Origin of the sequence: Flaviaesturariibacter aridisoli (assembly GCF_004343705.1) — a bacterium.
Classification (GTDB): Bacteria; Bacteroidota; Bacteroidia; order Chitinophagales; family Chitinophagaceae; genus Flavisolibacter; species Flavisolibacter aridisoli.
This window is the reverse complement of sequence record NZ_SKFH01000005.1, coordinates 121,367-141,805: the sequence shown is the minus strand read 5'-3', so window position 1 is coordinate 141,805 and position 20,439 is coordinate 121,367. Positions and strand designations below refer to the sequence as shown.

Here is a 20,439-nt window from a genome sequence, read left to right as displayed (position 1 = left end):
CAGAAGAAGCTTGTTTTTCTATTTAACTAACAGCAACAGAAATAGGATCTGCATAATGGGCGAGCCCGAAGTTGCGCGTCTGCGATTCCCCGGGGTTCAGCACGTGCCATTCGAACTCGTCGCGGAAGTGGCGGATGGCGGCGGCCACAGGCCAGGCAGCCGCATCGCCCAGCGGGCAGATGGTGTTGCCTTCGATCTTGCTCTGGATGTCCCACAGCAGGTCGATGTCGCGCATGTCGCCTTTGCCGTGCTCGATCTTGTGCAGGATCTTTTCCATCCAGCCGGTGCCTTCGCGGCAGGGCGAGCACTGGCCGCAGCTTTCGTGGCGGTAGAAGCGGGCCAGCGAGAAGGTGTGGCGCACCACGCACTGGTCTTCATCCAGCACGATAAAGCCGCCCGAGCCCATCATGGAACCCGTGGCGAAGCCACCGTCGGCAAGGCTTTCGTAGGTCATCAGGCGAGGCTCGCCCTTGGCGGTCTTGAGCAGCAGGTTGGCCGGCAGGATGGGCACCGACGATCCGCCCGGGATACAGGCCTTCAGGCGCTTGCCATTGGGGATGCCGCCGCAGTACTCGTCGCTGTAAATGAATTCCTCCACGGAGATCGTCATGTCGATCTCGTAGATGCCCGGCTTGTTGATGTTGCCACAGGCCGAGATGAGCTTGGTACCGGTGGAGCGGCCGATGCCGATCTTGGCGTATTCTTCGCCACCCATATTGAGGATGGGCACCACGGCCGCCAGCGTTTCCACGTTGTTGACCACCGTGGGGCAGTCGTACAGGCCTTTGATGGCCGGGAAGGGCGGCTTGATGCGGGGGTTGCCGCGCTTGCCTTCGAGCGATTCGAGCAGCGCTGTTTCCTCGCCGCAGATATAAGCGCCGGCGCCGCGCTGCACATAGATCTGGCAGTTGAAGCCGGTACCGAGAATGTTCGTTCCGAGGAAGCCTGCCTGGTTGGCTTCGGCAATAGCCTGCTCCAGTATATCTACGATCCAGGCGTATTCACCGCGGATGTAGATGTAGGTGCGTTCGGAGCCGAGCGCGAAAGAGGAGATGATGAGGCCCTCGATAAGGAGGTGCGGGATGAACTCCATCAGGTATCGGTCCTTGAAGGTACCGGGCTCCGATTCGTCGGCGTTGCATACGAGGTAGCGGGGCACGCCTTCGGGCTTGGCCAGGAAGCTCCACTTCATGCCCGTGGGGAAGCCGGCGCCGCCACGGCCGCGGAGGCCGCTCTTCTTCACTTCTTCCACGATGTCGGCGGGCGCCATCTTGAACGCCTTCTCCACCGCGGCATAACCGCCGTTGCGGCGGTAGGTGTCGTAGTAGCGGATGCCTTCTACGTGTTCGTGTTCCAGTAATATTTTCTTACCCATGGTCTATCAGATAGGCAGGCCGGGCCTGCGTTGGATCAATGTTGTTTTTCCTGCGGCGCCTTGTCGTGGTTGAACATCCAGTTAACGCCGTAAGCATCGGTGAGCATGCCGAAGCGGGCGCCCCAGAAGGTGTCCTGCAGCGGCATCGTGATGCGGGCACCGTCACTCAGCGCTTCGAAGGTCTTGTTGATCTCTTCTTCCGAAGAGAAGTCGAGGCTGAGGTGTACCATGCCGCCCACGGCTTCGCTCTGCTGGCCGTCGGAAGCCATCAGGAACAGATCGCCCGCGGAAAACTGCGCGTGCATTACTTTCCGGGCGTCCTCGGGAGCCGTATCCACCGGGGCATTCTCGAAATACTGCAAACCCTGGATCTGGCCGCCGAGCGCTTTGCTGTAAAAATTCAGGGCTTCCTCGCAGTTGCCGTTGAACATGATATAGGGAACTACTCGCATCTTAATTGTTTTGAACCGCGTTGCGGCGGCATTCTTCAATGAGGGCATCTACCTTTTCGCGGGTAAGGTGCTCTTTGTAAAACTTGCCCAGCTGCATCATCGGGGCATAGCCGCAGGCGCCGAGGCACTCTACGGTCTTGAGGGTGAACATACCGTCGCTGCTCGTTTCGCCCACGCCGATGTTCAGTTTTTCCTTGATGTAGCCGATGATGTCGTCGGAGCCATTGAGCATGCAGGGACCGGTCTGGCACACCTCGAACAGGTATTTGCCCACCGGCTTCAGGTTGAACATGCTGTAGAAGGTGGCAACTTCGTAAACCTCGATCGGCTTCAGACCGAGCACCGAGGCTACGTCGTCCATCACCTCGGAGGAAAGCCAACCGTTGTTGGATTCCTGCGCCAGGTGCAGCACGGGGATGAGGGCGCTCTTCTGCTTTCCTTCCGGGTAGCGCGCCACGATCTCGCGTACTTTATTGAGTTTGTCTTCTGAAAAGATCACGGTCGTTCGGTTTATTAGTTTACTTGTTTATTGGTTTATTGGTCTATTAGTTAATTGGTACTTGTTACCTACCAACCTTTTCTAAACTATCCTAAACCTTCTAAACTTCTATCAGCACATTTTCATAGCACACATCCAACATTCGGAATCTCAAATCTGAAATCCGAAATCTGAAATCTTTATCCATCCATTTCGCCGGCGATCAGGTTCAGCGATGACATCGTGATGATGGCGTCGGAGAGCATGCCGCCTTTTACCAGTTCCTCGTAGGCCTGGTAGTACACGAAGCAGGGCCGGCGGAAGTGCAGGCGGTAGGGTGTGCGGCCGCCGTCGGAGATCAGGTAGAACCCGAGCTCGCCATTGCCCCCTTCCACGCTGTGATACACTTCGCCCGGCGGGATATCGATCTCGCCCATCACGATCTTGAAGTGGTAGATCAGCGCTTCCATCTTCGTATACACGTCCTTCTTCTCGGGCAGGTAGTATTCCGGAACGTCGGCGTGGTAGATGCCGGACTCCTCCCCTTTTATATCCTGCAGCTTCTGGTAGGCCTGGCGCACGATCGACAGCGATTCGTGCATCTCACCGTTGCGCACCAGGAAGCGGTCGTAGCAGTCGCCGGTAGAGCCGGTGGGGATGCTGAATTCAAAGTCCTGGTAAGAGCAGTAGGGCGTATGCACGCGCACGTCGTAGTCCACGCCGGCGGCGCGCAGGTTCGGTCCGGTGAAGCCGTAGTTGAGCGCGCGCTCAGCCGAGATGGGACCCGCGCCGATCGTACGCTCCATGAAGATGCGGTTGCGCGTAAAGAGGCTCTCGAACTCGTGAAGCACGGCCGGGAACTCCTCGAGAAACTTCTCCAGCTTGGTGAAAGCGATGTTGTTGAAGTCGCGCTCAAAGCCGCCGATACGGCCGATGTTGGTGGTGAGGCGCGAGCCGCACACTTCTTCCCAGATCTCGTAAATGAGCTCGCGGTACTGCATCACGTAGAGGAAGCCCGTGAAGGCACCCGTATCCACCCCGACCACCGAGTTGCAGATGATGTGGTCGGCGATGCGGGCGAGCTCCATGATGATCACGCGGAGGTAATCTACGCGCTTCGGCGTCTGGATGCCCAGCAGCTTTTCGCAGGTCATGTGCCAGCCCATGTTGTTGATCGGCGCCGAGCAGTAGTTCAGGCGGTCGGTCAGCGGGGTGATCTGGTACAGGGGGCGACGCTCGGCGATCTTTTCGAAGGCGCGGTGGATGTAGCCGATGGTCTGCTCGGCCGAAACCACTTTCTCGCCGTCGAGCTCCACGATGTTCTGGAACACGCCGTGCGTAGCCGGGTGCGTCGGGCCGAGGTTGATCGTCGTCGTTTCCTTCTCGAGGGAACCCTCGGGCAGGGGAATATGGGAATTCGGGGTTTGTGTGGCCATGTTCTATCGTGAGTCGTGAAGCCCATCCCCGACCCTTCCCGGGGGGAAGGGAGCCGGTTCTCGGCATCACTGTTTAAAAGTTCATTCTCTGTAACCCGGAGACCGCTGAAGGATTGTCACCCTGAGCGCAGCCGAAGGGTCATTTCTCGCTCTCCGGCTGTGTCAGCAGCGTGGGTGATCCGTCCTGGCGGCGGTTGCCGAAGTCGAAGGAGCCGCCGCGGCCGAACATCTCGTCGTCCTTGTCGATGCGGGTCTGGTCTTCGAGCGGGAATTCCTTCCGCTGGGGGAAGTAGTCCATCTCGTCCACGTTCTGAATCCGCTTCAGGTTGGGGTGGCCGCTGAAGAGCACACCATAGAAGTCGTAGGCTTCGCGCTCCTGCCAGTTGGCGCTTTCGTAGAGGGCCGTGGCGCTTTGCACTTCGGGGCGGGCAACGGGCGCATACACTTTGAAGCGCAGGCGGAGGTTGTCTACCAGGTTGTGCAGGTGGTACACCACGCAGAGCTCGCGGCCGGCGTAGGCGGGATAATGCACCGCGGTCAGGTCGGTCAGGAAGCGAAACCCGGCCTCCCACAAAAAGCGAAGTACCTCGATGTTTTGGTCGAGGTCGGCTTCGAAGGTCAGCATACCGTAGGGCTCTTCGAAGGCTTTCACCTTCTCGCCGAATTGCTCCCGGAGCTGCTGTTGTACTTGTTCGTTTGTCATAAGACCCATCCCCCGGCCCCTTCCCAAAGGGAAGGGGAGCCCGGAGCGTTGTTTTTATTGAATACCGTAGCTCTCGAGGAGCTTCTTGTAATGATCACTGTTGCGTCGCCGCAGGCTTTCCTTTCCGATGATGTCCTGGATGCGCAGGATGCCGTCGATGATAGCTTCGGGGCGCGGCGGGCATCCGGGCACGTAAACGTCCACCGGAACCACCTGGTCGATACCCTGCAGCACGCTGTAGGAGTCGAAAACGCCGCCCGAGCAGGCGCAGGCGCCCACGGCCATTACCCAACGGGGCTCGGCCATCTGGAGGTATACCTGGCGCACTACGGGGGCCATCTTTTTGGAGATCGTTCCCATCACCATCAGCAGGTCGCACTGCCGCGGCGAGAAGCCGAGGCGCTCGGCGCCAAAGCGGGCCAGGTCGTAGTGCGAGGCCATGGTGGCCATGAACTCGATGCCGCAGCAGGAGGTGGCGAAAGGCAGGGGCCAGATGGAATTTTTGCGGGCAAGGCCTACCGCCTCGCTGAGCTTTTGGGCGAAGAAACCCTCACCCTGGTAGCCCTCCGGCATCTCTACGAGCGAGATGTCCTTTTCCAGCGGCTTTTCATTGATATTATACGATACCGGACGTGCCATAATTCAAGTTTTTAAGTGTGAAGTCGGAAGTTCGAAGTGTTGATAAGTCCAAAAACAGTGCACATTTAGCAGTTCCGACTTCACACTTCCGACTTTTATACTTTTCCCATTAATCTTCCCACTTCAGGGCGCCCTTCTTGATGACGTAGATGAACCCGCACAGAAAGAACGCGACGAACAGCACTACGGCCCAAAAACCACTCCAACCCAGGCTCTTGAAATTAACGGCGTAGGGGTAGAAAAAGATCACTTCCACGTCGAACAGAACGAAGAGGATTGCCACGAGGAAATACTTGATGGCCATGGGCTGGCGGGCGTCGCCGTGGCTGGGAATGCCGGAAGCGAAGGTCTCGAGCTTGTCGGCGGTTTTCCGCTTGGGCCCCAGCAGGTGGGTCACGCCCATGAGGGTGCCGATCATACCAAAGGCAAAAAGGAATTGGAGCGCCACGGGCAGATAACTGCCGGCGCTGCGCACGTCCTGCACCGCGCGCGTGAAATCGGCTTGGAGGAAATGAAACATAGGCTTTTGAATCGCCGGCAAAAATACAGTACCGCCATCAATCTCGGCACTACTATTTTAGCCCCTTAGAGGCCGAAAAAAGCCCCCTTTCGGGGGCTTTCGCGGTTATTTTTTTCCTTTTACTTTCGTCTTACCATCCTCGGTTTTGACCTTGGTGGCACCGGAGGGGGCCGAAGGCCTGGCCGGTTTCGACGGCGGTGCCGGCGCCTCAAGGCGCTTGATCACGCCGCTCAGCTGTGCTTCTTTCGACGGATCGAAGGTCAGGGCCTGGCGGAGCAGCTCGGCACCTTTGGCGCGGTCGCCCTTCTCGTTCACATAGTAGTTGGCGAGGTTCGTGGCGGCCTCATAGCCATAAGAGGCAAAGCGGGCCTTGTCGGCAGCCGACACGCGGAGCACCTGCTCGTATTGCGGAACGGCGAGGCCTTGCTTGCCCGAAGTGTCGATGTTGCCCAGGGAGCGGGCGCTCCAGAGGTAACCGTAGATGCTGTCCGGAAGGGCGCGGCTGTAAGCCTGGAACACGCTGTCGGCCTTTTTGAAATTACCGCCTTGGTAGTACGGCAGACCGATCTGGAAGAGGCCGGCCGGCGAAGAACCGGGGTTGAGGCGGTATTGCGCGAGGCGCAGGTCGCCCTCGGCCACTTTGCGGCCGCTCGTCTTGGCCCAGTCAATGCCTTCCTGCAGGATCAGCAGCTTATTGCGCAGCGTCGTATCGGCGTCAGCGGAAGCGAGGAAGATGTTTACCACCTCGGACGGCGCTTCTTTCGAATAAACAGCAGCCTTCAGCGTATAGTCTTTCGACACGAGCTCTTCGGCCTTCGTGGAGGCAAACAGCTGGTCTACATACTGGCGGGCTTTGGCGGTATCCTTCGCTCCTTCGAGGTAGGAATAGGCCATGAGGCGGTACACGCTCGGCTCTACCTTGGCATTGCCGCTCTGCTGGATGATGCGGTTGCCGATGGCGATGGCCTCATCGTATTTCTTCTGCAGGTACAGGGGCTGCGCCTTGAACACTTCGTTCTGGATCGAAGGCTCGGCTACGGCCACGTACTTCTGGCCCCACTCGTTGGCGGCGTTGAAGTCCTGCTTGTAAAAGAGGTTGTATACATACTGGCGCAGGTAAGCCGGGCCATACTTGGGGTCGGCCTGGATGGAGCGGTTCAGGTTTTCCGTCACCACGTCCCAGTTGCGCTGCGTTTCATAGATGCGGGCCATGCGGTAGTAAGCTACTGCAGGCTGACCATTGGTAGCGGCAACTGTATAAGCGCGTACGGCTTCGCCGCCTTCATGGGCGCGGCGGTAGGCGTTGCCGAGGTTGATGGCGATGTCGGCGTTCGTAGGCTGGGCCTGAGCGGCGGCCTGGAGCTTGGCGAGGCCGTAAGCTACGTCGCCCCCGGGCGTTTCAATGTTGGCGCGGCCCACAGCGTTGAGCACGGCCGGGTCGTCGCCTTTCTTGCCACGGCTCTGGTTGAGAGCCATTTCAAATTGCTGGCGGGCTTCAGGTCCCTTACCCTGTGCCAGGAGCGCATGGCCCAAACCGGCGAGCACCAGCGGGGCGTTGCCATTGGTGGAAAGGGCACGCTGGTACAGTGCCTGGGCCTCAGCGGGCTGGCCCATCTCGAGTTGGGTCTGGCCGAGCCAGTAAATGGCGTCGATGTTGTTCGGGTTAGCGGCCAGGATCTTTTCAAAGGTGGTTTTCGCGCTGGCATTCCGCTCGGCGTAAAGGTGGTTCATCCCTTCCTGGATGGTCTGGGCACCTGCCGTCAAAGCGAAAGACAAGGCGAGAAACAATACAAGTGCTGATTTCTTCATGATCCTTTCTGTGTTTGGTGATTGGCTTTTAGAGCGCAAAAATTATTCTTTAGTTTACCAGTAAGTTGTTAAGGTCCTTTTTCTAACTGTTAATTAATGACGCACCACTGATTAATCGCTCACCTCGGCCTGCCTGACCTGGAAGTTCATCAGCGCCGGCATGAGGAAGGCCCGGTTGAAGATGAGCTGCCCGCTCTGCGTGGTTAAGTAATTATAGAAGCCGTGGCCGAGGCCGTTGTGGCGTTCCTTCAGGATGCACACGAGGTCGCGGAGCAGCGGGTAGCGCTTGAAGTAGATATTATACTGGGCCGGAGTCACGAATTTGCCCGAGCTGCGGGCGTCTTCCAGCGATGCCACCTTTACGCGGCTCAGGTAGCTGAGCTGGGTGCTGTCCTGGCTGTTGCCCACCCAACTGACGCCGAGGAGGCCGATGGCATCCGGGTTCTTCGCCACGTAATCGATCACCGCCTCGCTGCCTTCCGCAGCCGTTACATTGGCCCCCAGCTTGCCGCCGCGGAGCATCGAATCAATAACGAAGCGCACCGTGCTGGTGGCCTTCAACCCGTCGAACACCGGCCGCAGCTTCGCCGTGGAGCGGCCCGACAGCAGGTCTTTCAGCTGGGCGATGGTGAACACGGTGTCGGCCGACGACGGGTGCACGATGACGGCCACGGCGTCGTAGGCCACTACGTTGTAGCGGAGGTCGGTCTTCAGTGAATCGTTCACGAAGTTGCGCTCGGCCTCGCTGTAGCGGCGGGTGGCCACGATGCAGCGGATCGAGTCTACCGCCAGGTCGCGGAGGCATTCCGCCTCGGGCTTGTAGTGGGCGATGATGTGGGTGCCGGGGTGCAGCGCCTCGAACACCGAGATCTCCGAATCGATCACCGGCTTGAAGGACTCATCCACACTAATGTGTATAGTGCCGCTGTCGGGCCGGTCGCCCGGCTCGGGCATCGCCGTGCCGTTGCCGCAGCCCGTGGTAAAAAGGGCCAGCAAGGGGGCGAGCAGGTAAGTTGCGAATCGAAGGATGCCGTACCGTTTCATTCCCGGAAATAATTCTTCTTATAACCACGATAAATGCGCCAGATTCCATAGCCGAGAAAAACAAGGCACACCAGCAGGTCTTTGGTGGACGCCTTGCTGCCCATCAGTTCGATGCGGTTGAGGTATACGTAGCCGAAGAAAAGTCCGACCAGCGCAAAGAGCACGCCCATCACGTAGTTCATGATGGAGCGGCCGGTGCTGATCTGCTGGCGTCGCTTGCGTTCGTATTCCTCGATCTCGTTCATAGGCGCTTGTTGGGCTGGGCAAATTAGGACATTTTCATTCTTCGGGCGCCTGAAATGTAACCGGTTGCACGAAGGAGGTAGCTACGGGCCGGCCGCGTTGCAGGGCGGGTTTCCACTTCGGCATCCGCTTCAGCACGCGCAGCACTTCGTTGTCGAAGGCCGCACCGCCCGACTGCTGCACCTCGAAGCGGCCCACGTGTCCTTCTTCATCCACCCAGAAGCGCACGACCACCGAGCGCTTCTCACCGGGCTGCATGTCCGAGGACGGCACCAGGTTGCGTACGAGGAAGTCGGTCCAGGCCTTCATGCCCCCGGGAAAGGACGGCGGCGCCGAGGGTGCTTCCACCACTTCGGGTGCCGGGACGGGCGCCGGGGGCACCGTACCCTGAGCGATCGGGCCGGGATCGGGTGCCGGCGGCACATCACCGGGAACGGCGCCGGGTGTGTTGTGCGTGCTGATGGCGGCGTTGCGCAGGTCGTCGGTCGGCGGCAGGTTGGTCGGGTCGGGGCCGATCACCGGGGCGGTGAAGGCCTTGCTGTTGACTGGTCCGCCGGCCTTCTGGCGCGGCTTCGGCAGCTCCGGCTCCGGCGCCTTCGTCTTGTCGGGTGCGAGTTGCAGCGACACGACCGTCACCTCGGGAGGGGTAAACACATCGCCTGCCTTGCCCGAGAAAACGTTCACCAGGAACAGCGCCAGCAGCACCGCCGCCAGCATGATGCCGATAGACAACGACAGGCGGTTGTCGTAATATTTGCGGAGCACATAAGCACCGTATTGCTTGTTACGGTTTTCGAACAGCAGGTCGAGCAGCGAGCTGCGGGTAATTTCGTTGGGACTCATGGCGTTTGGTTTGGCTATGAGATGCGGGGGCGTTCGGTTTCCATACCAACCGGCCCCATCCCCTAAACCCTTCCCGAAGGGAAGGGGAATAAAGTCCCTTTGAATGAGAAGGATCATTGCTCCTCCTTTCCTTTGGGAAGGAGGTCGGGAGGATGGGTCTATATTTGCGGCGATGAAAATTCTGATGGTTTGCCTCGGGAATATCTGCCGCAGCCCGCTTGCGGAGGGGATCCTGCAGCACAAGGCCGACGCCGCGGGCCTCGACTGGACGGTAGACAGCGCCGGCACCAACGGCTACCACGTGGGCGAGCCGCCGCACCGCCTGTCGCAAAAGGTGGCGCAACTGCATGGCGTCGACATCTGCCGGCAGCGCGCACGCCGCTTTACCGCCGCCGACCTCGATGCCTATGATAAGATCTACGCCATGGCCGCCGACGTCGTAGACGATATGAAGCGCATCGCCGCCCCCCATTGGGATCCTTCGAAGGTAGACCTGCTGCTCAACGAGGTGCACCCCGGGCGCAACGAAGACGTGCCCGACCCCTGGTACGGCGAAGAACCCGGCTACCACGAGGTATATAAACTGATCGAAGCGGCCTGCGATCGCATACTTTCACGCTACGCTGAAGTCAACAGGTAATTAGTCAGTCCCCTGACGCGACGCTCCTGCCTTTGACTTTTGATTTGATTTTTTAATGACTATGATCCAGAAACCTTCTCTCCCCCAGGGCACCCGCGACTTCGGTCCCGAAGTGGTGCGCAAGCGCCAGTATATCCTGCAAACGATCCGCGGTGTGTTTGAGCGCTACGGCTTTCAGCCCCTCGAAACGCCCGCCATGGAAAACCTCGACACCCTCATGGGTAAGTACGGCGAGGAAGGCGACAAGCTCATTTTCAAGATCCTCAACAACGGGCTCGACAACCCGGTCAAGGAAGCTTCGCTGCGTGATGCGTTCGACAAGGTGCTGCAGGGAAAGAACACGAAAGACCTCACCGAGCGCGCGCTTCGCTACGACCTCACCATACCCTTCGCCCGTTACGTGGCGATGAACCACGGGCAGCTCGCCTTCCCGTTCAAGCGCTACCAGATGCAGCCCGTGTGGCGCGCCGACCGCCCGCAAAAGGGCCGCTACCGCGAGTTCTACCAGTGCGACGCCGACGTGGTAGGCTCCCGCTCGCTGCTCAACGAGGTGGACCTGTGCTACATCTACCACACCGTATTTCTACAATTGGGCCTCGAAGGCTACGAGCTCCGTATCAACTCGCGCAAGCTGCTCACGGCCCTCGCCGAGATCTGCGGCGGCGCCGGCAAGATGATCGACATCACCATCGCCATCGACAAGCTCGATAAAATCGGCCTCGACAAGGTGAAGGAAGAACTCGCCGGGCGCGGCCTCGATGACGCCCAGATCGCCACCATCGAACGCTACCTGAACATCAGCGGCAGCAACGACGAAAAGCTCGCGGCTATCAAGGAGTTGTTTGGGAACAACGAGACAGCGAAAAAAGGCATCGAGGAACTGGAGTACGTGACGAACATGGTTATTCCGGCCCCTTCTCAAAGGGAAGGGGAAACGGTAAGCGCTCACGGCTCACGGCTCACGGCTCACGAATCGCCGAACCTCGTCCTTGACTTCACCCTCGCCCGCGGCCTCAACTACTACACGGGGATCATTTTTGAGGTGAAGGCGCCGGCCACGGTGAAGATCGGCTCCATCGGCGGCGGCGGCCGCTACGACGACCTTACCGGCCTCTTCGGCGTGCCCGACATGCCGGGCGTGGGCATCTCCTTCGGCGTCGACCGCATCTATGATGTATTGGAGGAATTGAACCTCTTCCCCCCTACCGTCACGCAGGCCACCGCGGCCCTGTTCTTCAACCTGGGCGAAGCCGAAAGCCGAGCGGCCTACGGACTGTTGCAGGGCCTGCGCTCCGCCGGCATCTCGGGCGAGCTGTACCACGAAGCGACGAAGATGGACAAGCAGTTCAAATACGCCGAAAAGAAAGGCATTCCCTACATCGTTATCATCGGCTCGCGCGAGCTGGAGCAGCAAACGGCGATGGTAAAAGAACTGGCCACGGGCCAGCAGGAGCCGGTGCCTTTCGGGGAACTGGCCGCGCGCTTCGCGGGAGAGAACGTACGCTGATCCCGCAAGCGGGATACGCGGATTTATTAAGATTCGTTATGATTTTTATAGCGCAACAAAGGCACCGCAAGCGGTGCCTTTGTCTTGTACGTAGCGAGTACCGGGCGGGGCTACAGGGTCGCACTAACCGCAACAAGGTAGTCAGGCCTGTCGCTACCGTCCCGCACCTGGTGCAACTTGGCAGCTGCAGGTGTTTCCGGCATGTTGTAGGGCGCACTTGGGCCGGTCAGGGCGGTTTCCGGCGTCTCGCGCGGGGTGCAACAGGGTGGAAACAGGTGTGTCTACCCTTCCGCACCTCGTGCAAAGTCCGGAAACAGGCGTGTCTACCCTCCCGCACGGAGAGGGGATGGGGTGAGGTCTACCGGAATGCTTTTACCGAGTTCACCGCCGAATCAAACAGGGCTTCGGAAGTTCCTTCTTTTACATTGATATAGCCGGCGCGCAGCGCGCCCTTGACGTCCTCGCGCCAGATACGGCCCGTTTGTTCCGACTGCTCCTTATATAAGGTATCGCCCGACGGCAGCAGCCTCGGCACGTGGCGGTCGCGCGGGATGGGCTGGATGTTGCCGCCCTTGGGCGCATAGGCAACATAAAACACGGTACCGCCCCCGTAATCGTACAGCTTCACCGGCCGCCCGGCGGAGTCGGTCTCGCTGCGCACATTTTTCCAGCCCTTCGGCACTTTATAGGAGAGCGCCGCCGGTCCCTGGCCCGCCGCAAAATCGGCTGTGGCCGGGCGCAGGGCTTTATAGGGATTGCAGGCGACGAGCAGGAACAGGAAGGGAGCGACGCGTTTCATGGCGGGAAATTAGGCAACAATCAGGCCTCCCCGACCCATCCCCTAACCCCCCTCCCAAAGGGAAGGAGGAACCGACCCATCCCCTAACCCCTTCCCAAGGGGAAGGGGAAAAGTACAGAGCCCGCATCGTAGATGCGGGCTCTGTAGCTCCCCACTCCTTTGGAGAGGGGTTGGGGGTGAGGTCTGGCTACCCCTTCCCTTCGGGAAGGGGGCTGGGGGGATGGGTCGGGCTGGGGGATGCACCTGCCCGGTTGGGCGTTAACAACGTTCATAGATGATCGCCGCTCCCTGCCCCACGCCCACGCACATCGTGGCCAGGCCGTACTTGAGGCCGCGGCGCTTCAGCTCGTGCACCAGCGTGGTGGAGATGCGCACACCCGAGCAACCGAGCGGGTGGCCGAGCGCGATGGAGCCGCCGTTGACGTTGACGATCTCGGGGTTCAGTTGCAGGTCGTGCATCACGGCCAGCACCTGCGACGCGAACGCTTCGTTGAGCTCCGCCAGCTCGATATTGGCGATGGAAAGCGACGCACGCTTCAGCGCCTTCCGGGTGGCCGGCACCGGACCGATGCCCATGATGGCCGGGTCTACGCCGGCAACAGCCATGGAGAGCACCTTGGCGATGGGCTTCAGCCCGTATTTCTTCACTGCTTCGCCGGAGGCAAGGAGCATCGCGGCGGCGCCGTCGTTGAGCCCCGCAGCGTTGCCGGCGGTGACGGTCCCGTCCTTCACGAAGGCCGGCTTGAGGGTGGCCAGCTTCTCGGCCGTGGTGCGGCGCGGGTGCTCGTCGGTATCGACCGTTTTCTTTTCTTTTCCTTCGGTTACTTCTACCGGCACCAGCTCCGCGGCCCACTTGCCGGCCTCGAGGGCGGCGAAATAGTTGTTTTGCGAGCGCAGCGCCCAGGCGTCCTGGGCCTCGCGGCTGATGTTCCATTGCTTCGCCACGTTCTCACCGGTCTCGCCCATGCTGTAGGGATGGTATGCATCGGCCAGCTCCTTGTTCACGAAGCGCCAGCCCAGGGTGGTGTCCACCACTTCGGCCGTCCGCTGGAAGGGGCTCGTGGATTTGGCCATGACGAAGGGCGCGCGGCTCATACTTTCCACGCCGCAGGCGATGATGAGCTCGGCGTCGTCGGTGGCGATCTGGCGGGCGCCGTCCATGATGGCCTGGAGGCCGGAGGCGCAGAGGCGGTTGACCGTGGTGCCGGGCACCGTCACGGGCAAGCCCGCGAGCAGGGCGGCCATGCGGGCCACGTTGCGGTTGTCTTCGCCGGCCTGGTTGGCGTCGCCGGCGATCACGTCTTCGATGGTAGCCGGGTCCACGGCCGGGTTGCGGGCCAGCAGGGCGCGGATGGCGCCGGCCAGCAGGTCGTCGGGGCGAACGGAGGAAAGAGCGCCGCCGTAGCGGCCGATCGGGGTGCGGAGGGCGTCAATAACGTATACGTCGCGCATGGGGAGCAAGTTTGAAGTTTGTAGTTTGTAGTTTATAGTTGGGGGCGTCGGTCTTGGGTTTTAGCGGTGCGTATCCCGCAACCGTAAACTATAGACTGTAAACTATAAACTGTTTTCGCTGTTAAAAGCAACGCAAGATAACACCTCCCCACTACTCGCCTGCGCCTTTTCAGGTACCTTTGCAGCATGAGCGCAACGGCACATTTCCCCACAAAAGGCGTCCGCAACATCCGCCAGCTGTCCCTCGACGAGCTGACCCAGTACTTTGAAACGCTGGGCGAGCCCAGGTTCCGGGCAAAGCAGGTGTGGGAATGGCTGTGGGCGAAGCAGGCTCATACGTTTGCCGACATGACCAACCTGAGCAAGGACCTCCGCCAGAAGCTGGGCCAGCATTTCACCCTGCCCGCGCTGACGGTGGACGCCACCCAGTACAGCGCCGACGGCACGGTCAAAAGCCGCTTCCGTACCCACGAAGGGCACCTTTGCGAGGGCGTGCTCATCCCTACCGAAGAGCGCTTTACCGCCTGCGTGTCCTCGCAGATCGGCTGCTCCCTGGCCTGTAAGTTCTGCGCCACCGGCTACATCGACCGCAAGCGCAACATCGACTTCGACGAGATCTACGACGAAGTGGTGCTGCTCAACCAGCAGAGCGAGAAGGTTTACAACCGCAAACTGACCAATATTGTGTTCATGGGCATGGGCGAGCCGCTGCTCAACTACAAGAACGTGTTGAAGGCGATTGAGCGGATCACTGCCCCCGACGGCCTGGCCATGAGCCCGCGCCGCATCACGGTGTCCACCGCCGGTGTGGCCAAGGCCATCCGCCAGCTCGGCGACGACAAGGTGAAGTTCAAGCTCGCCCTCTCGCTGCACGCCCCGAACGACGCCAAGCGCAACGAGATCATGAACATCAACGCCTCCAACGACCTGAAGAGCCTGGTGGAGGCGCTCAACTACTTTTACCAGCAAACGAAGAGCGAGATCACGCTGGAATACATCCTGTTCAACGACTTCAACGATTCGCAGAAGGATGCGGAGGAGCTGGTGAAGCTCTATCGCCAGATCCCGGCCGACCTGGTCAACATCATCGAGTACAACCCGATCGACTTCGCGAAATACGAAAAGCCCACCGAGCAGCGCATGGAAGAATTCATGGGTTACCTGGCGAAGCACCGGGTCAATGCCCGCCTGCGCCGTAGCCGGGGTAAAGACATCGATGCCGCCTGCGGACAGCTGGCCAATAAGGAAGGCATCAGCAGCTAAAAGCGATGAACCGTTTTAGAAAGGGGTCCCAACGGGCCCCTTTTTGTTATCTATCCGACCGGCGCACACGAAAACAAGCTCCGACATTGTAGGTAATTTTACCTATTTAACACTTTTCGCCGCGTTCGCCGAGTAAAAAGGGGGCTTAGTCGAACTAAGTAGAAGCCCCGATCCCGGTTAGGTACTTTTGACGAGTCAAACAAGCAACATGAAAGCAACTGCACTCGCCCTCCTTCTCTCGATCGTTTCCCTCGCTTCCTTCGCTACCGAAAACCCCGCCGATAAAAGCCCGAAAAGCAAGGCAGTGACCGTAGCGGCTGTTTACCCCGGCGGTGCGGGCGCTTTCAACACCTTTGTTACCGCCGTGCTGTCGAAGACGATGCGCGCCGGCGTCAGCCGCCAGCTGCCCGCCGGCTCCTACAGCGTTACCCTGAGCTTTGATATTGATGCCCGCGGCAACGTGAGCCGCGTGAAGGCCGTGAGCCAGAACGGCTTTGGCCTCGAAGAAGCCGCCGTGGCCCAGTTCAGCACCACCGGCCGCTGGACCCCCGCCCGCAATGCGGCCGGCGCCGTGAAAACCACCCAGACCCAGACTTTTCGTTTTGACGTGTTTTGATACATTCTTGGTTTCGTATAACGAAGGGCCCTTCCGGGCCCTTTTCTATTTTTCGCACACCGTCCGCAACGTGATCGAGCACCGTGTTCCAGCCACCGGTGCTGCACTGTGCGCCCATTCGCTACGCGCCGCGCCCTGCACCAGGTACGGCGAGCGGCGCCCCGCCACGATACTCCGCAGGCCTTCCTTGCCGGCGCCCGGCGTCAGATAGCAGACATCCGTAACTTCGCGGTCCGCTTTTTTAAACGGATGTGTTTATGGAGATCAAAGTGATTGCCTTCGACGCCGACGACACCCTTTGGGTGAACGAGCCTTATTTCCGCGAAACCGAAACCGCTTTCTGCCAGCTGCTGGAGAGCTTCATGCCGCTGCACAGCGCTGAGCGCGCCCTGTTGCAGACGGAGATCAAAAACCTCCCGCTCTACGGATACGGCATCAAGGGATTTACGCTATCAATGGTGGAGACAGCGCTCACCATTTCGGAAGGACACATCAAGGCGGCGGCTATCGGTCGGATCCTGGAACTGGGAAAGGAACTGCTGGCCCGGCCCATCGAGCTGCTCGAAGGCGTGGAGGATGTGCTGCTGGCGCTCAAGGAACGCTACCGCCTCGTGGTAGCTACCAAGGGCGACCTGCTGGACCAGGAGCGCAAGATGAAGAACTCCGGCATCGACCACCATTTTCACCACATCGAGATCATGTCCGACAAAGGCGTGCGCGACTACCGCAAGCTGGTGCGCCACCTCGACATCGCGCCCGAGCACTTCCTGATGGTGGGCAACTCGCTCAAGTCGGACGTGCTGCCCGTACTCGAACTCGGCGGGCATGCCATTCACGTGCCCTACCACACCACCTGGGCCCATGAAGTGGTGGAAGACACGATCGACCATCCCAACTTCCGCGCCGTTACCGGCATCGCAGACATCCTGCCCCTGCTGTCCTGACCTCCGACTTCCAACTTCCGACTTCCAACTTCCGACTTCCAAACTTCCCTGATATGCCTCGCCCGATTGACCTCGCCACCTGGCCCCGCCGCGACCACTTTCAATTTTTCCGGCGTTTCGAAGAGCCTTTTTTCGGGCTGTGCGTGGAGTTGGACTGCACCGCGGCCTACCGCCGTGTGAAAGAAGAAGGCACTTCCTTTTTCCTGCATTACCTGTGGTGCTCGCTGAAAGCTGCCAACGAAACGGAGCCCTTCCGCTACCGGATCAGCGGGGACGAGGTACTTGAATACGAATCAGTTCATGCCTCCCCTACCATCAACAGGCCCGACGGAACCTTCGGTTTCGCATACATGGATTACCAGAGCGACCGGACCGTATTTCTACGGGCGGCCGCCCTGGAGCGCGACCGCGTTCAGGCGGGCAGCGGTCTCGTGCCGGCGGTATCGGGCGAGAACGTCATTCACTATTCCTCGATGCCCTGGATCCGCTTCACCGGCCTGTCGCATGCCCGCGCGTTTTCCTTTGCCGACAGCTGTCCCAAGATCGCCTTCGGCAGAATGACCAACGTGGGCGGAAGGCTGCTGCTGCCGGTATCGCTGCACGCGCACCACGCACTTATGGACGGCTTCCACGCCGGGCAGTTCCTGGAGCGCTTCGAATCCCTGCTGCGCGAGGCGTAGGCAGGAACGTATCTTCGTAGCCGCATGGCCTACATCGACACCTATCGCTTTCGCGCCCGACTGCCCAAGGCCGACCTGCTGCATTTCGTAGCCAGCGCGCCCGCGGGGCAGTACGTGTTCCTCGTGCCGCCCGGGCCCGACCTGTTCGGCTTGTTTGCCGGGCCGGATGTGCTGGAATTTTTCTGCAATGAATGCCGCGTGGACGAATTGGAGGCCATCGACCCCGCCGAATGGGCGCGCCTGCGCCGGCAGCCCGGCTGCCGCATCTGGGGCGACGCTTCCCTGCTCGATCTCTGACCGTAATTCTACAGATCAGCGCAGCAGCGTGGCCGTTCCTTTCCGAAACACTTTTTGCCCTTTGTAATCGGTGCCTTCAGCAACCCACACCAGCGTTTGCGTACCGAGCGCCACGCCCCCGAAGGTGCCGTCCCAGCCTTTATCGCCCTGCGTGCCCCGGTAGAGAAGCTTGCCGCCGCGGCTATATACCGCGAAATAGTGGAGTGTGCGGATGCCAACCGGCAACACGCGCAGGCGGTCGTTGCGGCCGTCGGCATTGGGCGTGAATGCGGAGGGAACATAAAGATCGGGACCCAGGTAGCGGCGCACCAGGATGCTGCTGCGGCTTTCGCAACCAAAGCGGTCAACTGCATACAATTCGTAGCGGATATCGGCGGGCCACAGCGCAAGCGGCCTGGCCGAAGCCGGGTCGGTGAGCCCGTCGGCGGGGCTCCACGTAAAGCGCATAGTGCTGTCGCCATGGGAGTCGAGCTGCACCGCTTCGCCATACGTCGCGGACGTATCGCTGCCGGCAAAGGCTTCGTTGCGGATCACGGGAATACCGCGGCTTAGTGTATCACGGCAGCCATCGGGCGCCGCGGCGATCACCTGCAGGAAGCGGATGCCGGGTTGCAGGAAAGTTTGCCGCAGTCGCATACCACCATTCACCCAGCCGGCGCCGAGGTTCCAGCGCCAGTCGCGCACCAGGCCCGAAAGCACCTGCGCAGTGAACTGCATCGGCCTGCCGGCACAGGAGTCGTCGGCCTGCACATCGATGCGCGGATGGGCCGATAAGGTAATGCTGCTGTCGGCAGGATCGCTTGTACATCCGAAGTTGTTTGCGACCACGAGCGCTACCCGGTGCGTGCCGCCGCTGAGCAGCACGTCGGGGCTGGACCGATTGCTGAGCGGATTGCCGTCGGCGGTCCAGGACCAGGATTCAAGGCGTTCCCCCTGCGTGTTGGGCGGCTGGTAAGAAGCATCACGCAGTTGCAGCGGCTCGTTGTCGCAGTAGCCGCTGAACGTAAAGGCAGCCACGGGTCGCGCGTGTACCGGAAGTACTTTGTGCACCGTGTCGGAGCGGCAACCATCCGTGTTTGTCACAACCAGGTCCACTGTAACGGGCCCTGCCGCGTTGGCCGGCAGCGGCGGCTGCGGGTTATTGCTGATGACGCCGCCGACATTCCACCACCATTGCGCCAACGACGAACCGGGTACCAGCGACGAATCTGCCAGCGCCGCACCTACGGCGCCCACGCAGATCGACGGAGGGCCCGCGATGAAAGCCACGGGATCAGGAATGACCACGATGTTGATGCCGGTAGTATCGGAGCAGACGCCGGTGTTGGAGAGTACGAGTTTTGCGCGGAAGGCGCCTCCGTAGTCGTAATGATGCGAGACCGGTACGCCCGGCTGGGCAAACGCCCGGTAACCGTCGCCGAATTGAATTTCGAAGTAGGGAGATGCGAGGTTAGCCGTAGTATTGGTGAACACAAAGTCGTGCCCGCGGAAACACTGGCGGTCCTGGTTGACGGCCAGGCTGATGGGCACGGGACCGTGCACGGTTACCCGCACCGGCACCCGCGGGCTTTCACAGCCGAAAAGCTGCTTTTGCGACACCCAGTATTCGCGAACGCCCAGCGTCGCCGTAGATGGCGTGGGCGGGCTGGTGCTGGCAACGCCGCCCGTGGGTGCGGTGTACCATTGCAGCAGGTGGCCGGCCGATGCCGTAGCCGAGAGCGGGAAGGCCGTTTGATTCTGGCAATAATAATAGGCGCGTACATCGGGCGGTGGTGGAACCGGGTTGGTTGTAACCACGGCCTTGATCGTATCGGGACAACCATAGCCGGGATAGGGAACCATGCTTACCCAGTAGGCGCCGCTGGTGGCCGGCGCTGGCGACAGCGTCACGGATTGCCCGCTGCCCACGATCTGCGAGAAGTCTTCGCTGTACCAGGTGTAGTCTTCAAAACCGTAGGGTGCGTTGAGCACCAGCGCATTGGCATCCGGGCAATAGGGCGCCGTGGCGAGCTGACCCGTGCAATTGTCGCTGACATCCACATACGCATAACCGAAATGACCGCCTCGGGTACAGTCGGCCACACGGAATTCGAGCGTGATGGTTTCGCCCGCCATGCCCGCGAACTGCAGGGATGCGGGCGTCCACTCTTTGTACACAACGGTAGGATCGAGCGGTGAATTTTTGAAGCCCGGGATTCCCCCGGAGGCTACGAAGTCGAAGTCGGAACAGTTGACGATACTGCCCGAGCCCTCGTTGCGTGCTGTAACGGTGAAGCGGGGCTGCTCGTCGGGCGCGTGGCCCGGGTTCTGGAGCACCACGGCGTAAAAGAACGTAATGGTGAATGTGTCCAGGTTGGCCGGAACCGTGAAGGAATAGGAAAGTCCGTCGGCTTCCTTGCCGGTGAGGTCGTTGCCCAGCTGCACCGAATAGCGGCCGCCGAAGGGGCACACGATCGGGAAGCCTCCATAGGGATCTAGAAACAGCTCCGAGGTGTCGGTGATGCTGTGGTGATTGGGAGTTGGAGCCGAAGCCGAAAGGTCCATCACATTCCCGGCGCTGCTGTTCGTTACCTGGCCCATCGAGCAGGCCCAATTGGCGAGGTTGCCGCGGCCGAAGCCGATGTTATCCGGGCATTGAGCGCGCGCACCGAAGGAAAGGAAGAACAGGGAAAGCAGCCATAGGTAGCGTTGGTACATCA

21 protein-coding genes are annotated in these 20,439 nt (G+C 60.3%); 7 read left to right on the top strand and 14 right to left on the bottom strand.

Annotated elements, in window-relative coordinates; translation table 11 throughout:
- Positions 1 to 22 precede the first annotated feature (22 nt).
- The 11 genes from nuoF to E0486_RS05270 form a co-directional block, all read right to left on the bottom strand.
- Positions 23 to 1,375, bottom strand: a complete 1,353-nt coding sequence (nuoF, locus tag E0486_RS05320) for an NADH-quinone oxidoreductase subunit NuoF (protein ID WP_131851108.1) — start codon at positions 1,373 to 1,375, stop codon at positions 23 to 25.
- Positions 1,376 to 1,410: 35 nt separating this feature from the next.
- Positions 1,411 to 1,827, bottom strand: a complete 417-nt coding sequence (locus E0486_RS05315; RefSeq protein WP_131851107.1) for a VOC family protein — start codon at positions 1,825 to 1,827, stop codon at positions 1,411 to 1,413.
- A gap of 1 nt (position 1,828) precedes the next feature.
- Positions 1,829 to 2,326 carry an NADH-quinone oxidoreductase subunit NuoE family protein gene (locus tag E0486_RS05310; protein ID WP_243697382.1) on the bottom strand — a complete coding sequence of 166 codons (498 nt, stop codon included), beginning with the start codon at positions 2,324 to 2,326 and terminating at the stop codon, positions 1,829 to 1,831.
- Between the two features lie 179 nt (positions 2,327 to 2,505).
- The gene (locus tag E0486_RS05305; RefSeq protein ID WP_131851105.1) at positions 2,506 to 3,741 is read right to left on the bottom strand and encodes an NADH-quinone oxidoreductase subunit D; all 1,236 of its coding nucleotides are present in this window, start codon (positions 3,739 to 3,741) and stop codon (positions 2,506 to 2,508) included.
- A gap of 139 nt (positions 3,742 to 3,880) precedes the next feature.
- On the bottom strand, positions 3,881 to 4,444 hold the full coding sequence (locus tag E0486_RS05300) for an NADH-quinone oxidoreductase subunit C (RefSeq protein WP_243697381.1): 564 nt from the start codon (positions 4,442 to 4,444) through the stop codon (positions 3,881 to 3,883).
- 54 nt (positions 4,445 to 4,498) lie between these two features.
- Positions 4,499 to 5,083, bottom strand: coding sequence for an NADH-quinone oxidoreductase subunit B (locus E0486_RS05295; protein WP_131851103.1), 585 nt, complete (start codon positions 5,081 to 5,083; stop codon positions 4,499 to 4,501).
- 109 nt (positions 5,084 to 5,192) lie between these two features.
- Positions 5,193 to 5,603 carry an NADH-quinone oxidoreductase subunit A gene (locus tag E0486_RS05290; protein ID WP_131851102.1) on the bottom strand — a complete coding sequence of 137 codons (411 nt, stop codon included), beginning with the start codon at positions 5,601 to 5,603 and terminating at the stop codon, positions 5,193 to 5,195.
- 105 nt (positions 5,604 to 5,708) lie between these two features.
- Positions 5,709 to 7,412: a tetratricopeptide repeat protein gene (locus E0486_RS05285; protein ID WP_131851101.1), complete on the bottom strand. Its 1,704-nt coding sequence runs from the start codon at positions 7,410 to 7,412 to the stop codon at positions 5,709 to 5,711.
- Between the two features lie 111 nt (positions 7,413 to 7,523).
- Positions 7,524 to 8,456, bottom strand: a complete 933-nt coding sequence (locus tag E0486_RS05280) for a PstS family phosphate ABC transporter substrate-binding protein (protein ID WP_131851100.1) — start codon at positions 8,454 to 8,456, stop codon at positions 7,524 to 7,526.
- The gene (locus tag E0486_RS05275; RefSeq protein ID WP_131851099.1) at positions 8,453 to 8,701 is read right to left on the bottom strand and encodes a hypothetical protein; all 249 of its coding nucleotides are present in this window, start codon (positions 8,699 to 8,701) and stop codon (positions 8,453 to 8,455) included. Before E0486_RS05275 ends, E0486_RS05280 begins: the two co-directional genes overlap by 4 nt.
- A gap of 34 nt (positions 8,702 to 8,735) precedes the next feature.
- Positions 8,736 to 9,542 (bottom strand): energy transducer TonB, encoded by an 807-nt coding sequence (locus E0486_RS05270; protein ID WP_165917200.1) that lies wholly within the window; start codon positions 9,540 to 9,542, stop codon positions 8,736 to 8,738.
- Positions 9,543 to 9,714: 172 nt separating this feature from the next.
- On the opposite strand from E0486_RS05270, the gene E0486_RS05265 reads away from it, so the two are divergent.
- Both E0486_RS05265 and hisS read left to right on the top strand, forming a co-directional pair.
- On the top strand, positions 9,715 to 10,182 hold the full coding sequence (locus E0486_RS05265; protein ID WP_243697380.1) for a low molecular weight protein-tyrosine-phosphatase: 468 nt from the start codon (positions 9,715 to 9,717) through the stop codon (positions 10,180 to 10,182).
- A 61-nt stretch (positions 10,183 to 10,243) separates the two neighbouring features.
- Complete coding sequence (gene hisS, locus E0486_RS05260) at positions 10,244 to 11,689, top strand: histidine--tRNA ligase (RefSeq protein WP_131851097.1); 1,446 nt, start codon at positions 10,244 to 10,246, stop codon at positions 11,687 to 11,689.
- Between the two features lie 358 nt (positions 11,690 to 12,047).
- On the opposite strand, the gene E0486_RS05255 is transcribed toward hisS, so the two are convergent.
- Complete coding sequence (locus E0486_RS05255; RefSeq protein WP_131851096.1) at positions 12,048 to 12,488, bottom strand: hypothetical protein; 441 nt, start codon at positions 12,486 to 12,488, stop codon at positions 12,048 to 12,050.
- A gap of 258 nt (positions 12,489 to 12,746) precedes the next feature.
- Positions 12,747 to 13,940 carry a thiolase family protein gene (locus E0486_RS05250; RefSeq protein WP_131851095.1) on the bottom strand — a complete coding sequence of 398 codons (1,194 nt, stop codon included), beginning with the start codon at positions 13,938 to 13,940 and terminating at the stop codon, positions 12,747 to 12,749.
- Positions 13,941 to 14,126: 186 nt separating this feature from the next.
- Between E0486_RS05250 and rlmN the strand changes: the two genes are divergently transcribed.
- The 5 genes from rlmN (at position 14,127) to E0486_RS05225 (ending at position 17,740) form a co-directional block, all read left to right on the top strand.
- Positions 14,127 to 15,203 carry a dual-specificity RNA methyltransferase RlmN gene (rlmN, locus tag E0486_RS05245; RefSeq protein WP_131851094.1) on the top strand — a complete coding sequence of 359 codons (1,077 nt, stop codon included), beginning with the start codon at positions 14,127 to 14,129 and terminating at the stop codon, positions 15,201 to 15,203.
- A gap of 208 nt (positions 15,204 to 15,411) precedes the next feature.
- A complete protein-coding gene (locus tag E0486_RS05240) occupies positions 15,412 to 15,819 on the top strand; it encodes an energy transducer TonB (RefSeq protein WP_131851093.1) in 408 nt (135 codons plus the stop codon).
- 257 nt (positions 15,820 to 16,076) lie between these two features.
- Complete coding sequence (locus E0486_RS05235) at positions 16,077 to 16,763, top strand: HAD family hydrolase (RefSeq protein WP_131851092.1); 687 nt, start codon at positions 16,077 to 16,079, stop codon at positions 16,761 to 16,763.
- A gap of 53 nt (positions 16,764 to 16,816) precedes the next feature.
- The gene (locus tag E0486_RS05230) at positions 16,817 to 17,443 is read left to right on the top strand and encodes a chloramphenicol acetyltransferase (RefSeq protein WP_131851091.1); all 627 of its coding nucleotides are present in this window, start codon (positions 16,817 to 16,819) and stop codon (positions 17,441 to 17,443) included.
- 24 nt (positions 17,444 to 17,467) lie between these two features.
- On the top strand, positions 17,468 to 17,740 hold the full coding sequence (locus E0486_RS05225) for a hypothetical protein (protein ID WP_131851090.1): 273 nt from the start codon (positions 17,468 to 17,470) through the stop codon (positions 17,738 to 17,740).
- A gap of 15 nt (positions 17,741 to 17,755) precedes the next feature.
- Here E0486_RS05225 and E0486_RS05220 read toward each other — a convergent pair whose 3' ends face one another.
- Positions 17,756 to 20,437, bottom strand: coding sequence for an Ig-like domain-containing protein (locus E0486_RS05220; RefSeq protein WP_131851089.1), 2,682 nt, complete (start codon positions 20,435 to 20,437; stop codon positions 17,756 to 17,758).
- Positions 20,438 to 20,439 lie beyond the last annotated feature (2 nt).